13 protein-coding genes and 1 rRNA gene are annotated in these 14,195 nt (G+C 72.3%); 11 read left to right on the top strand and 3 right to left on the bottom strand.

Going from position 1 to position 14,195, the window contains the following annotated elements:
- Positions 1-124: 124 nt before the first annotated feature.
- From ACH01S_RS41040 to ACH01S_RS41050, 3 genes are read right to left on the bottom strand one after another with little or no spacing between them, the layout of a single operon-like run.
- Positions 125-994 (bottom strand): ABC transporter permease, encoded by an 870-nt coding sequence (locus tag ACH01S_RS41040; RefSeq protein WP_083981728.1) that lies wholly within the window; start codon positions 992-994, stop codon positions 125-127.
- A complete protein-coding gene (locus ACH01S_RS41045) occupies positions 991-2,064 on the bottom strand; it encodes an ABC transporter ATP-binding protein (RefSeq protein ID WP_083981729.1) in 1,074 nt (357 codons plus the stop codon). Before ACH01S_RS41045 ends, ACH01S_RS41040 begins: the two co-directional genes overlap by 4 nt.
- On the bottom strand, positions 2,061-2,576 hold the full coding sequence (locus ACH01S_RS41050) for a MarR family winged helix-turn-helix transcriptional regulator (protein ID WP_067905634.1): 516 nt from the start codon (positions 2,574-2,576) through the stop codon (positions 2,061-2,063). Before ACH01S_RS41050 ends, ACH01S_RS41045 begins: the two co-directional genes overlap by 4 nt.
- 221 nt (positions 2,577-2,797) lie before the next feature.
- On the opposite strand from ACH01S_RS41050, the gene argC reads away from it, so the two are divergent.
- The 11 genes from argC to ACH01S_RS41105 form a co-directional block, all read left to right on the top strand.
- The gene (argC, locus tag ACH01S_RS41055; RefSeq protein WP_067905636.1) at positions 2,798-3,826 is read left to right on the top strand and encodes an N-acetyl-gamma-glutamyl-phosphate reductase; all 1,029 of its coding nucleotides are present in this window, start codon (positions 2,798-2,800) and stop codon (positions 3,824-3,826) included.
- On the top strand, positions 3,823-4,980 hold the full coding sequence (argJ, locus tag ACH01S_RS41060; RefSeq protein ID WP_067905639.1) for a bifunctional glutamate N-acetyltransferase/amino-acid acetyltransferase ArgJ: 1,158 nt from the start codon (positions 3,823-3,825) through the stop codon (positions 4,978-4,980). Before argC ends, argJ begins: the two co-directional genes overlap by 4 nt.
- Positions 4,977-5,936, top strand: coding sequence for an acetylglutamate kinase (gene argB / locus ACH01S_RS41065; protein WP_067905641.1), 960 nt, complete (start codon positions 4,977-4,979; stop codon positions 5,934-5,936). The genes argJ and argB overlap by 4 nt, the downstream gene beginning before the upstream one ends.
- A gap of 32 nt (positions 5,937-5,968) precedes the next feature.
- Entirely contained in the window at positions 5,969-7,126 is a 1,158-nt protein-coding gene (locus tag ACH01S_RS41070) for an acetylornithine transaminase (protein WP_067905657.1), read from the top strand.
- Positions 7,123-8,040, top strand: a complete 918-nt coding sequence (gene argF / locus ACH01S_RS41075) for an ornithine carbamoyltransferase (protein WP_067905642.1) — start codon at positions 7,123-7,125, stop codon at positions 8,038-8,040. The genes ACH01S_RS41070 and argF overlap by 4 nt, the downstream gene beginning before the upstream one ends.
- Before the next feature lie 8 nt (positions 8,041-8,048).
- Positions 8,049-8,552, top strand: a complete 504-nt coding sequence (locus ACH01S_RS41080; protein ID WP_067905644.1) for an arginine repressor — start codon at positions 8,049-8,051, stop codon at positions 8,550-8,552.
- Positions 8,553-8,627: 75 nt separating this feature from the next.
- A complete protein-coding gene (locus ACH01S_RS41085; protein WP_067905647.1) occupies positions 8,628-9,824 on the top strand; it encodes an argininosuccinate synthase in 1,197 nt (398 codons plus the stop codon).
- A gap of 167 nt (positions 9,825-9,991) precedes the next feature.
- The gene (gene argH, locus ACH01S_RS41090) at positions 9,992-11,410 is read left to right on the top strand and encodes an argininosuccinate lyase (protein ID WP_067905649.1); all 1,419 of its coding nucleotides are present in this window, start codon (positions 9,992-9,994) and stop codon (positions 11,408-11,410) included.
- 52 nt (positions 11,411-11,462) lie between these two features.
- Positions 11,463-12,116 (top strand): DNA-3-methyladenine glycosylase, encoded by a 654-nt coding sequence (locus ACH01S_RS41095; protein ID WP_067905650.1) that lies wholly within the window; start codon positions 11,463-11,465, stop codon positions 12,114-12,116.
- Between the two features lie 74 nt (positions 12,117-12,190).
- On the top strand, positions 12,191-13,468 hold the full coding sequence (tyrS, locus tag ACH01S_RS41100) for a tyrosine--tRNA ligase (RefSeq protein WP_067905652.1): 1,278 nt from the start codon (positions 12,191-12,193) through the stop codon (positions 13,466-13,468).
- A 648-nt stretch (positions 13,469-14,116) separates the two neighbouring features.
- A 16S ribosomal RNA gene (locus tag ACH01S_RS41105) occupies positions 14,117-14,195 on the top strand; the annotation flags it as partial.

Consider the following 14,195-nt stretch of genomic DNA (forward strand, 5'->3'; position numbering starts at 1 on the left):
CCCGCCGACGCAGGCGACCGCAGCGACGCCACGCGTACCCGCACGGGCGGGACGAACCGACACGGCGTCGTGAGGATCGCCTGCGTCGCGACGGGGGTTCCAGGGGGTCGCCCCCCTGGGCGGATCAAGTGAGGACGCGCTTGGTGAACATGCGGGTCGCGGCCCAGGTCAGCAGGGCCGTCCCGCCGGTGATCGCGAGCAGGAACGCCCAGGTCGGCATGTGCGGGACTTCGGGCGTCAGCGCGCTGCGCAGCCCCTCGCTCACGTACACGAGCGGGTTGAACAGGCTGAGGATCTGCAGCCAGCGGATGTTCTCCAGCGCCGACCACGGGTAGTACACGCAGCCGAGCATGGTCATCGGCAGCAGCACCATCGCGAACAGCATCTGGACCTTCTGCGGGTTCAGCAGCGTGCCGAGCAGCAGCCCGCCGGACGCGGACAGCAGCGACCCCACCACCATGACCACGATCAGGACGGGCCAGTTGTCCACGTGCACCTTGGGCGCCTCGCCGTCGGCGTGGATGAACAGCACGGCCGGGAACACCAGCAGCCCGCCGATCAGCCCCTGCGTCGCCGCCGCGATGATCTTCTGGACGGCCAGCAGCGGGATCGGCACCGGCGCCAGCGCCCGGTCGGTGATCGACTTCTGCCAGGTCAGCTCCATCATCAGCGGGAAGATGACCGCCATCATCGCCTGCATGATGATCGAGGACCCGATGAGGCCGGGCAGCAGGATCGTGGAGAACGTCGGCCCGCCCGCCCCGCCCGCCATCGCGCCGCCGCCGAGCTTCGGCAGGACGTAGGCGAACACGAAGACGAACATCACCGGCTGCACCAGCACCCGGGTGAACGTCGACACGAAGTTCTTGCGCATGACCCGCGCCTCGCGCGCCATCATCGCGCCGAACGTGCGGGCCAGCGTCGCGCGCGCGGGGGGCGGCGGGGAGAGCTTGGCGGGGGCGGCCGGAGCGGCCGGAGCGGCGGACGCGGTCATTCGCGGTAGTCCCTTCCGGTGAGGGTGAGGAAGACGGTCTCCAGGCTGGGCCGGAGCTGGGTCGCGTCGGTGACGCCGACGCCCGCGCCCGCGCCGATCGCGACGAGCTCGCCGAGCAGGCCGTCCGGCTCGGACGCGAACACCCGGACCTGGCCGTCGTTGATCTCGACCTTGCTGATGCCCTTCCGGTCGGACAGCTTGCGCACCTCCTCCGGCGCGGCCGCGTCGTAGGCCACGGTGATCACGGTGTCGGCGCCCGCGTTCGACTTGAGCTGGTCCACCGTGCCGCTGGCGAGGACCTCGCCGTGGTCGACGACGGCGACCCGGTCGCAGAGCGCCTCCGCCTCCTCCATGTAGTGGGTGGTGAGCACGATCGTCTGCCCGCCGGCCTGGAGGCCGCGCAGCACCTCCCACAGGTTGGTGCGGGTCTGCGGGTCGAGCCCGGCGGTCGGCTCGTCCAGGAACAGGACCTCCGGGCCGTGCATGAGGGCCCGGCAGATCATCACGCGCTTGGCCTGCCCGCCCGAGATCTCGAACGGCTTGCCGCCGCGCTGCTCGGTCAGCCCGAACAGCTCAAGCAACTCGTCGGCGCGGCGGCGGGCGTCGCGGGCGCTCAGCCCGAAGTACCGCCCGCGGAACTCCAGGTTCTCGAAGACGTCCAGGTCGCTGTCGAGGCTGTTCTGCTGCGACACGACGCCGATGCGGCGCTTGATCGCCACGGCGTCCTTCACCACGTCGAGGCCGCAGACGGTGGCGCTGCCCCCGGTCGGGACGACGAGGGTGGTGAGCATGCCGATGGTGGTCGACTTGCCCGCGCCGTTCGGGCCGAGCAGGCCGAAGAACTCGCCGCGCCGGACGTCGAGGTCGATGCCCCGCACGGCGGGCACCTCGGGACGCTGGCCGGACGCGGCATAGGTCTTCTTCAGCCCGACCGTGCGCACGGCGGTCTCGGGCCGGTCGGCCTCCGGCGCCGCGGCATCTCCCGACCCGGTTTCCGGGGACGCGGTTTCCGGGGACGCGGCCTCCGGGGACGCGGTCTCTGGTGGCGCGGCTTGCGGCGGCTTGGTCACGCGCCGTCTCCCTTCGCTTCAGGTCCGTCCGAATCGTCCTCCGCGGTGGAGAAGTTCTCGAACTGTTTTATGAGGTTGAGCAGGAACCGCCGGACGGCGGCCTCGTCGCCCTCGTCGACCACGGAGTAGAGGCGTCCGAGGTCGCGTCCGATCGGCCCGGACTTCTCCGCGACCAGGCGGCGGCCGGAGTCGGTGATGCGCAGCATCACGCCGCGCCGGTCGCGGTAGGAGCGCTCGCGGCGGACGTGCCCGTTGCGCTCCAGCGTGTCGACGACCGAGGTGACGGTCGCCGGGGTGACGAGCATCCGCTTCGCGATCTCGCCGGCCCGCAGCCCGTCCTCGGCGATGAGCTCGCGCAGCAGGAAGTAGCCCGCCGGGCTGATGCCGTGCCGCTCGATGATCCGCCACACGACGGGGCCCGAGAGGCGGGACGCGATGGCGAACAGCCGCCCGATCGGCCACTCCTCCATGGGTCCCGGCGCCGCGAGGCCGCCGATGCCGAGGTTCTCCATGGCGGGGATGTTAGGCGACTGATGGTTAGAGAGCAAATCTTTAGCTCCCTAACTACTTTCGTGATCACGGATGTCAATCTAGGTTGACATTCGCCCACTTGTCAACACAGGTTGACGCTGTGGCGCTCGTCTCACCCCGTCCCGAACGACGGGCCGACGTTGAATAGGAATCCATGGTCATGCATACTCTTGCTTGTCATCTTCGAAGGGCAGAGCGGGACATGGGAATCCGGACGGCGGTCGCCGGCGCCAGCGGGTACGCGGGCGGCGAGCTGCTGCGCATCCTCGCGGGACATCCAGAGTTCGAGATCGGCGCGCTCACGGCGGGCACCAACGCGGGCACCGAGCTCGGCGCGCACCAGCCCCACCTGCGACCCCTGGCCGGGCGCGTCCTGGCCGAGACCACCCCGGACACGCTGGCCGGGCACGACGTCGTGTTCCTCGCCCTGCCGCACGGGCAGTCGGGCCCGCTCGCCGCCGAGCTCGGCGACGACGTGCTGGTCATCGACTGCGGCGCCGACCACCGGCTCACCGACCCGGCGGCCTGGGAGAAGTTCTACGGCACGCCCCACGCGGGCTCCTGGCCCTACGGCCTGCCCGAACTGCCCGGCCACCGCGAGCCGCTGCGCGGCGCGAAGCGCGTCGCCGTCCCCGGCTGCTACCCGACCGCCGTCTCGCTCGCGCTGTTCCCGGCCCTGGCCGCCGGGCTCGCCGAGCCGGACGCCGTCGTGGTCGCCGCGTCCGGCACCTCGGGCGCCGGACGGTCCCTCAAACCGCACCTGCTCGGCAGCGAGGTCATGGGCTCGGTGTCCGCCTACGCCGTGGGCGGGTCGCATAGGCATACACCCGAGATGGTCCAGAACCTGAGCGCGGCGGCGGGGGAGCCGGTCACCGTCTCCTTCACGCCGACGCTCGCGCCGATGAGCCGCGGCATCCTCGCGACCTGCACCGCGAAGGCGCGTCCCGGCGCGACCGCCGGCGCGCTGCGCGCCGCCTACGCCGACGCCTACGCCGCCGAGCCGTTCCTCGGGCTCCTGCCCGACGGGCGGTGGCCCGCGACGTCCATGACGCTCGGCGCCAACACGGTCCTCGTCCAGGTCGCCCTGGACGAGGCGGCGGACCGCGTCGTCGCGGTCGCCGCCGTCGACAACCTCACCAAGGGCACCGCGGGCGGCGCGGTGCAGTGCGCCAACCTCGCACTCGGCCTCCCGGAAGAACTCGGGCTCACCACGATCGGAGTCTCCCCTTGAGCGTCACCGCCCCCAAGGGCTTCCGCGCCGCCGGCGTCGTCGCCGGGCTGAAGCCGAGCGGCAACCGCGACGTCGCCCTCGTCGTCAACGACGGGCCGTCCCGCGCGGCGGCGGGCGTGTTCACCCGCAACCGCGTGCGCGCCGCGCCCGTCCTGTGGTCGGAGCAGGTGCTGAAGGGCGGGCGGGTCCGCGCCGTCGTGCTGAACGCGGGCGGCGCGAACGCCTGCACCGGCGCGCCCGGATTCCAGGACACGCACGCCACCGCCGAGAAGGTCGCCGACCTGCTGGAGGACTCGGCGGGCGAGATCGCCGTCTGCTCCACCGGCCTGATCGGCGAGCGCCTCCCGATGGACCTGCTGCTCACCGGCGTCGACAAGGCCGCCGCCGAGTTGACCCGCGGCGACGGCGGGCTCGCCGCCGCGGACGCGATCCGCACCACCGACACCGTCGCGAAGATCTCCTTCCGGCAGGGCGCGGGCGGCTACATGATCGGCGCGATGGCGAAGGGCGCGGGGATGCTCGCGCCGTCCCTCGCGACCATGCTCAGCGTCATCACCACCGACGCCGACCTGCCCGCCGAGACCCTGGACCGGGCGCTGCGCGCGGCGACCGGCGTCACCCTCGACCGGCTCGACTCCGACGGCTGCATGTCCACGAACGACACCGTCCTGCTGATGGCGTCGGGCGCGGCGGAGGTCGTCCCGGCCGAGGAGGAGTTCACCGCGCTGCTCACCGAGGTCTGCGCCGACCTGACCCGGCAGCTCCTCGTGGACGCCGAGGGCGCGTCCAAGGCCATCGCGATCGAGGTCGTCGGCGCCGCGTCCACCGGCGACGCGGTCACCGTCGGACGCTCCATCGCCCGCAACAACCTGCTGAAGTGCGCCATCCACGGCGAGGACCCGAACTGGGGCCGCGTCCTGTCCGCCGTCGGCACCACCGACGCCGTGTTCGACCCGGACGAGGTGAACGTCGCGATCAACGGCGTGTGGGTGTGCCGGAACGGCTCGTTCGGCGACGACCGCGACAGGGTCGACCTGCGCCCGCGAGACGTGACGATCACCGTCGACCTGTCCGCGGGGCCGCACAGCGCGACCGTCTGGACGACCGACCTCACGGCCGACTACGTCCACGAGAACTCGGCGTACTCCACGTGAGCGCCGGCACGAGCGGCGCGGAGCTCCGCAAGAACCGCGCGGGCGTGCTCGGCAAGGCCGGGACGCTGATCGAGGCGCTCCCGTGGCTGGAGCGGTTCCACGGCAAGACCGTCGTGATCAAGTACGGCGGGCACGCGATGACCGACGAGAAGCTGCGGCACTCGTTCGCCGAGGACGTCGTGTTCCTCCGCTACGCCGGGCTGAGGCCGGTGATCGTGCACGGCGGCGGGCCGCAGATCAACGCGGCGCTCGCCCGCAACGGCATCGACTCGACGTTCACCGCCGGGCTGCGGGTCACGACGCCGGAGGCCATGGAGGTCGTCCGGATGGTGCTGACCGGCCAGGTGCAGCGGGACGTCGTCGGGCTGATCAACCGGCACGGCCCGTTCGCGCTCGGCATGTCCGGCGAGGACGCGAACCTGTTCACCGCCGAGCGCAAGCGGGCCGTCGTGGACGGCGCGCCCGTCGACATCGGCCAGGTCGGCGAGATCGTCGAGGTGCAGGTCGGGGCCGTCCGGTCGCTGCTGGACGACGCCCGCGTCCCGGTGATCTCCAGCGTGGCGCGCGGCGACGACGGCGAGCTCTACAACGTCAACGCAGACACGGCCGCCGCCGCGCTCGCGGTCGCGCTGGACGCGGAGAAGCTCGTCGTCCTCACCGACGTCGAGGGCCTTTACGCCGACTGGTCCCCGGACCGCGAGCAGGGCGCCGACGACGTGATCGACCGCCTCACCGCCGACGAGCTGGCCGCGATGCTGCCGGACCTGTCGTCCGGGATGGTGCCGAAGATGGAGGCGTGCCTCGCGGCCGTGCGCGGCGGCGTCCCGCAGGCCCACGTGCTCGACGGCCGCGTCCCCCACGCGCTGCTGCTGGAGATCTTCACCGACGAAGGGATCGGAACGATGGTGCTGCCCAGCCTCCCCGGCGGCCCGGACGTCAAGGAGGACACGGCGTGAGCGACCTCAGGCGGCGGTACGAGGCCGCGTTCATGCCGAACTACGGCGTCCCGCCGCTGGCGCTGGCGCGCGGCGAGGGCTGCCGGGTCTGGGACGCGGACGGCCGCGCCTACCTCGACCTGATCGCCGGGATCGCGGTCAGCTCGCTCGGGCACGCCCACCCGGCGCTCGTGGAGGCCGTGTCCGCGCAGGTCGCGACGCTGGCGCACACGTCCAACCTGTTCCTGCACGAGCCGGAGGTGCGGCTCGCCGAGCGGCTCCGCGAGCTGCTCGGCGGCGACGGCCGGGTGTTCCTCACCAACAGCGGCACCGAGGCGAACGAGTGCGCGCTGAAGCTCGCCATCAAGCACGGGAAGGCGAACGGCCGGTCGTACTTCGTCGCGGCGGAGAACGGGTTCCACGGGCGGAGCATGGGCGCCCTGTCCCTGACCGGGAAGGCGTCGATCCGGGAGCCGTTCGGGCCGTACGCGATCGACGTGCGGTTCGTCCCGTACGGGGACGCCGACGCGCTCAAGTCCGCGGTGACCGCCGACTGCGCGGCCGTGTTCCTGGAGCCGACGCTGGGCGAGGCGGGGGTCGTCCCGCCGCCGGCGGGCTACTTCGCCGCCGCCCGCGAGATCTGCGACGCGACGGGCGCGCTGTTCGTCGCCGACGAGATCCAGTCCGCGATCGGACGGACGGGCGCCTGGTTCGCGTTCGAGCACGAGAACGCCAGGCCCGACGTGCTCACGCTGGCCAAGGGCCTCGGCGGCGGGCTGCCGATCGGGGCGTGCGTCGCGTTCGGCGAGCACGGCGGCCTGTTCGCCAAGGGCGACCACGGCAGCACGTTCGGCGGGAACCCGGTCAGCGCGGCCGCGGCCCTCGCCGTCCTCGGCGTCATCGAGAAGGACGGCCTGCTCGCCCACGCCGCCGAGATCGGGGAGATCCTGGCCGACGGGCTCGGCGCCGTCGAGCATCCCCTCCTCGCGGGCGTGCGCGGCCGCGGCCTGTGGCGCGCCGCCGTCCTCACCGGGCCGCACGCGCCCGCCGTGGAGGCCGCCGCCCGCGACGCCGGATTCCTGATCAACGCGGTCGCGCCGGACGCGCTGCGCATCGCCCCGCCGCTCGTCCTGACCGCCGACGAGGCGCGCTCGTTCACGGACGCGTTCCCCGCGATCCTCGCCGCCGCCGAGCCGGAGACCCAGTCATGACCAGGCACTTCCTCCGCGACGACGACCTCACCCCGGCCGAGCAGGCCGAGGTGCTCGACCTCGCCGCCAAGGTGAAGAAGGACCGGTTCGGCTACCGCCCGCTGGCGGGTCCCCGGTCGGTCGCCGTCCTGTTCGACAAGCCGTCCACGCGGACGCGGCTGTCGTTCGCGGCCGGCATCGCCGAGCTCGGCGGCAACCCCCTCGTGATGGACGCCGGAACGAGCCAGCTCGGCCGCGGCGAGACCATCGCCGACACCGCCCGCGTCCTGGAACGGCAGGTCAGCGCCATCGTCTGGCGGACGGCCGGGCAGGAGCGCGTCGAGGAGATGGCCGCCGGGACCACCGTCCCGGTCGTGAACGCGCTCACCGACGAGTTCCACCCCTGCCAGGTGCTCGCCGACCTGCAGACCGTCCGGGAGGCGAAGGGCGACCTGCCCGGCCTCACCCTCGCCTACTTCGGCGACGGCGCGAACAACATGGCCCACTCCTACCTGCTGGGCTGCGCGACCGCGGGGATGCACGTCCGCGTCGGCGCGCCCGCGGCGCTGCCGCCGGACCCGGCCGTCGTCGCCCGCGCCGCCGAGATCGCCGCCGCCACCGGCGGGTCCGTGACCGTCACCGACGACGCCGCGAAGGCCGCCGCCGGAGCCGACATCCTCGCCACCGACACGTGGGTGTCCATGGGCCAGGACGGCAAGGACACCGCCGTCTACGAGCCCTACGCGATCACCGAGGAGCTGCTCGCCGCGGCGGGGCCGGAGGCGATCGTCCTGCACTGCCTGCCCGCCTACCGGGGCATGGAGATCGCGGCGTCCGTCCTGGACGGGCCGCGGAGCCGCGTGTGGGACGAGGCCGAGAACCGCCTGCACGCCCAGAAGGCGCTGCTCGTCTGGCTGCTGGAGCGCTCCCCGTGACGACCCCCATGACCAAGGCCGCCCGGCACGCCCGGGTGATCGAGCTGCTGACCCGGCACCCCGTCCACTCGCAGGGCGAGCTCGCCAAGCACCTCGCCGACGACGGCGTCGAGGTCACCCAGGCCACGCTGTCGCGCGACCTGGTGGAGATCGGCGCGGTGAAGCTGCGCGCCGACGACGGCAGCCTGATCTACGCCGTCCCCGGCGAGGGCGGCGAGCGGATCCGGCGGGCCCGCACGGGCGCCGCCGAGACGTTCACCGGACGGCTCTCCCGGCTCGCCGCGGAGCTGCTCGTCTCTGCCGAGGCGTCGGCCAACCTGGTCATGGTGCGGACCCCGCCCGGGGCCGCGCAGTACCTGGCCTCGGCGATCGACCACGCCGAATGGCCGACGATCCTCGGCACCGTCGCGGGCGACGACTCGATCCTCGTCATCGCCCGCGACCCGGACGGCGGCGACGCCGTCGCGCAGGCGCTGCTCAGGCTGACCGACGGGCGCGAACGACGAAGCTAGGGCCGCCCAGCCGGCCCCGTCCCAGCCCGCGTCACCCGCAGGAACCCGAAACTTCGAGCACAGGAGACAACGATCATGAGCGAGCGCGTCGTACTCGCGTACTCCGGGGGACTGGACACCTCCGTCGCCATCCCGTACCTCGCCGAGCAGACCGGCGGCGACGTCATCGCGGTCGCCGTCGACGTCGGCCAGGGCGGCGAGGACCTGGAGGAGATCCGCAAGCGGGCCCTCGCCTGCGGCGCCGCCGAGGCCGTCGTCGTGGACGCCAAGGAGGAGTTCGCCGCGGACTTCTGCGTCCCCGCCCTGCAGGCCAACGCCCTCTACATGGACCGCTACCCGCTGCTGTCCTCGCTGTCCAGGCCGCTGATCGTCAAGCACCTCGTCGCCGCCGCGAAGCGGTTCGGCGGGACGACCGTCTCGCACGGCTGCACCGGCAAGGGCAACGACCAGGTCCGGTTCGAGGCGGGGCTCGCCGCCCTCGCCCCCGACCTGAAGATCATCGCCCCGGCCCGCGACTTCGCCTGGACGCGCGACAAGGCCATCGCGTTCGCCGAGGAGAAGGGCCTGCCGATCGACGTGTCGGCCAAGTCCCCGTACTCCATCGACCAGAACCTGTGGGGACGCGCCGTCGAGACCGGCTTCCTTGAGGACATCTGGAACGGCCCCATCGAGGACGTCTACGACTACACCGCCGACCCCGCCGAGCCGCGCGAGGCCGACGAGGTCGTCATCACGTTCGAGTCCGGCGTGCCCGTCGCGCTGGACGGCCGCCCGCTCACCCCGTTCCAGGTCGTCGACGAGCTGAACCGCCGCGCGGGCGCGCAGGGCGTCGGCCGCATCGACATGGTCGAGGACCGGCTCGTCGGCATCAAGAGCCGCGAGGTCTACGAGGCGCCCGCCGCGATCGCGCTGATCGCCGCGCACATGGAGCTGGAGAACGTCACCGTCGAACGCGACCTCGCCCGCTTCAAGCGGTCCGTCGACCAGCGCTGGGGCGAGCTCGTCTACGACGGCCTCTGGTTCTCCCCGCTGAAGGACGCCCTGGACGCGTTCATCGCCGACGCGCAGAAGCACGTGTCCGGCGACGTGCGGATGACGCTGCACGGCGGCCGCGCCGTCGTCAGCGGGCGGCGCAGCGGCGCGTCCCTCTACAGCTACGACCTCGCCACCTACGACACCGGCGACGCCTTCGACCAGAGCCTCGCCAAGGGCTTCGTCGAGCTGTGGAGCCTGCCGAGCAAGATCGCCGCCAAGCGCGACCGCGAGGTCTGACCTGGGCGGCGCGCCCGCCGCGGGGTGCGGTTTCGCCGTACCCTGTGGCGGACGCCGCGACGCCGACGTGGGGACGCCGCGACGCGGCGTCCCCACGTCGCGCCGTGTCGCGGCGGGCGTGGTGAGATGAGACGACGAACGTCCAGCGGTGGGAAGAGAGAAGATTCGTGACCAAGGCACCGACGCGGCTGTGGGGCGGCCGGTTCGAGGGCGGCCCGTCGGACGCGCTCGCCCGGCTCTCGGTGAGCGTCCAGTTCGACTGGCGGCTCGCCCCCTACGACCTGATGGGCTCGCGCGCGCACGCCCGCGTCCTCAACCGGGCGGGGCTGCTCACCGACGACGAGCTGGAACGCATGATCGGTGCCCTCGACGACCTTGAGGAGGCGTGCCGCACCGGCGAGTTCCGCCCGACGGTCGCCGACGAGGACGTCCACACCGCCCTCGAACGCGGCCTGCTGGAGCGGCTCGGCGCGCTCGGCGGCAAGCTCCGCGCGGGCCGCAGCCGCAACGACCAGGTCGCCACCGACCTGCGCCTCTACCTGCGCGACCACGCCCGGCAGATCGTGTCCAGGCTGGTCGAGCTGGAGACCGCGCTGATCGCGCAGGCCGAGCACAACCTCGGCGTCGCCGCGCCCGGCATGACGCACCTGCAGCACGCGCAGCCGGTGCTGTTCTCGCACCAGCTCCTCGCGCACGTCCAGCCGCTGACCCGCGACATCGCCCGGCTCCGCGACTGGGACAAGCGCGCCGCGATCTCCCCGCTCGGCTCCGGGGCGCTCGCCGGGTCGTCGCTGCCGCTCGACCCGCGGGCCACGGCCGCCGAGCTCGGCTTCGACGCCGCCGCGCCCAACTCGATGGACGCCGTCGCCGACCGCGACTTCGTCGCCGAGTTCCTCTTCGCCGCCGCGCTGGTCGGCGTGCACCTGTCGCGCCTCGGCGAGGAGGTGTGCCTCTGGGCGTCGCAGGAGTTCCGCTGGATCGAGATGGACGACACCTACGCCACCGGGTCGTCGATCATGCCGCAGAAGAAGAACCCCGACGTCGCCGAGCTGGCCCGCGGCAAGGCCGGACGCCTCATCGGCCACCTCGTCGGCCTGCTCACCACGCTGAAGGGCCTGCCGCTCACCTACAACCGCGACCTCCAGGAGGACAAGGAGGGCGCGTTCGACGCCGTCGAGACACTGCTGCTCGTCCTGCCCGCCATGTCCGGGCTGATCGCGACCATGCGGATCAACACCGAGCGCCTGGAGGCCCTCGCCCCGGAGGGCTTCGCGCTCGCCACCGACCTCGCCGAGCTGCTCGTCCGGCGCGGGGTCGCGTTCCGCGACGCGCACGAGGTCGTCGGCCACCTCGTCGTCTGGTGCCAGGTCAACGACAAGGACTTCGACGACCTCACCGACGACGAGCTGGCGAAGGTGTCGCCGCACCTCACGCCGGACGTCCGCGAGGTGCTGAACGTCCAGGGCGCGCTCGCGTCCCGCAAGGCGTACGGGGGCACCGCGCCGGACCGCGTCGGCGAGCAGATCACCGCGCTGCGCGGCCTCGTCAACGAGCACGCCGCCTGGGCGGCCGGATCGGACGCTTGACCGGCCCCGTCCCGGGCCGGACCGCACGCGCCGCCGCCGTAGGGTTGAGGCGATGAACGCACCCCTGCCGCCCCTGCTGCCCCGGGATTTCTTCGACCGTCCCGTCGACGAGGTGGCGCCCGCGCTGCTCGGCCAGGTGCTCCGCCACCGCACGCCGGACGGCGACGTCGCGGCCCGGCTGACCGAGGTCGAGGCGTACGCCGGTCCGCTCGACCCCGCGTCGCACGCCTACCGCGGACGGACGGCCCGCAACGCCGTCATGTTCGGGCCTCCCGGCCACGCCTACGTTTACTTCACCTACGGCATGCACTTCTGCATGAACCTCGTCTGCGGGCCGGACGGGACGTCCATGGCCGTCCTCCTCCGCGCCGGGGAGATCGTCGCGGGGGAGGACGTCGCGCGGGAGCGGCGGCCGCGCTCGTCCGTCCGCGACCTGGCCCGCGGGCCCGCGCGGCTGTGCCAGGCGCTCGGCATCGCCCGCGAGCAGAACGGCCTGGACGTCTGCGCGCCGGACGGCTCCCTGACCGTCCACGCGGGCGAGCCCGCCGACCCGGCCCTCATCAGGACGGGTCCGCGCACCGGCGTGAACGGCGCCAAGGAGGTGCCGTGGCGGTTCTGGATCGACGGCGACCCCACCGTGTCGCCGTACCGGCCGCACGTCCCGAGGCAGCGCAAGAAGTCCGTCCCCACGCGCGGCGGACGGTGATATCGACTGGCGTCGTCCCGTCCCGCCGGGCACCCTGGTGGGCACACGAAAGCGAACCGGAGACGAGGGAGACCGTGACCGACATCCTGGATGATCTCGCGTGGCGCGATTTGATCGCGCAGTCCACTGACCTGGACGAACTGCGGGCCATGCTCGCCGCGGGACCGGTCACCCTCTATTGCGGCTTCGACCCGACGGCGCCCTCGCTGCACCTCGGCAACCTGATCCAGATCCTCACGCTGCGCCGCTTCCAGCGGGCCGGGCACCGGCCCATCGGCCTCGTCGGCGGCGCCACCGGCCTCATCGGCGACCCGAGCGGGAAGAGCGCGGAGCGTGTCCTCAATTCCGAGGAGACCGTCGCGGGCTGGGTCGAGCGCATCCACGGCCAGGTCTCGAAGTTCCTGGACTTCGACGACAGCCCGACGGGCGCGACGATGGTCAGCAACCTCGACTGGACGGGCCCCATGTCCGCCATCGAGTTCCTCCGCGACATCGGCAAGCACTTCCCGGTCAACCGGATGCTCGCCCGCGAGACCGTCAAGGCCCGGCTCGACAGCACGGGGATGAGCTACACCGAGTTCAGCTACGTCCTGCTCCAGTCGATGGACTTCCTCGAGCTGTACCGGCGGCACGGCTGCCGGCTGCAGACGGGCGGCAGCGACCAGTGGGGCAACCTCACCGCAGGGGTCGACCTCATCCGCCGCGTCGAGGGCGGTAGCGCGCACGCGCTCACCACCCCGCTGCTCACCAAGGCGGACGGGTCCAAGTTCGGGAAGACGGCGGGCGGCGAGACCTACTGGCTCGACCCCGAGCTGACCTCGCCGTACGCGTTCTACCAGTTCTGGATCAACGCGGACGACCGGGACGTCGAGAAGTTCCTCAAGGTGTTCAGCTTCCGCTCGCACGAAGAGATCGGCGCGCTGGTGAAGGAGGGCACGGACCGTCCGGCCGCGCGCGCGCCGCAGCGCGCCCTCGCCGAGGAGATGACCACCCTGGTCCACGGCGCGGACGAGACGGCGCGCGTCATCGCCGCGTCCCGCGCCCTGTTCGGTCAGGGCGCCCTGGAGGAGCTGGACGAGCGGACGCTGCGCGCCGCGCTCGCCGAGGTTCCCCGCGCCGAGGTGCCGCCGGGGGCGCTGCCGTCCGTGGTCGACCTGCTGGCCGCCTCCGGCCTCTGCAAGAGCAAGTCGGAGGCGCGGCGGGCGATCACGCAGGGCGGCGCCTACCTCAACAACGCGAAGGTCGAGTCCGAGGACGCCGTGCCGGACGCCTCCGACCTGCTCCACGGGCGGTTCCTCGTCCTGCGGCGGGGGAAGCGGAACGTGGGCGGGGTCGAGGTGACCGCGTCCTGAGCCCGCCCGACCCTGCGTGAGCCTGCGTGAAACCGCCCGTCCGGACCCGTTCCGGGCGGGCGGTCGTCATGCCGAGGCCAAATCTCGGTAGATACACGTCACAGTGCGGTTACAAGCGCCCCGTGGTGGGCATGTAGGGAGCCTTGAAAAGAACACCTGACCTGGGGTTTCAAGTCTCACGGGGCCGATTTGACGCTCCCGGCGACGGGTCATACTGTTCTACTCGCCCCAAGGGGAGCGGGGCGCCGACAGGCGCCCGACCTCATGGGGAACCCACTACGCACCGAACAGGTGAGCCACTCGTGGCCTGCCATCGGACGTAATGGGACGATCGCCCCAGAGTTTGACATATGGGACAGATCGGGTAGGTTTGAAGGGTTGCCCCGGAGCCGGGGCCTGCGGGAGCGGGCGGTCGGCGCGGTGGGTGTCCGTTTCTTGAGAACTCAACAGCGTGTTAAAAGCCAGTGCCTTTATGCGGTCGGACCGGGTTTCTCGGTTTGGCCGCCCCCGTGGCCACTCCGGTTTGCCGGGGTGGTGGGGATTTCTTTGAGGCAATGCACGGCCCTTTTCGGGGGGTCGTGTTCTTGCTGGGATTGTTTCCTTAAGGTTTGGCTGCGCGGGGTTCGCCCCCTGTGTGGTCGTTGTGCCTTGATGGAGAGTTTGATCCTGGCTCAGGACGAACGCTGGCGGCGTGCTTAACACATGCAAGTCGAGCGGAAAGGCCCCC

Source organism: Actinomadura chibensis NBRC 106107, from assembly GCF_001552135.1.
In the GTDB taxonomy this organism is placed as follows: domain Bacteria; phylum Actinomycetota; class Actinomycetes; order Streptosporangiales; family Streptosporangiaceae; genus Spirillospora; species Spirillospora chibensis.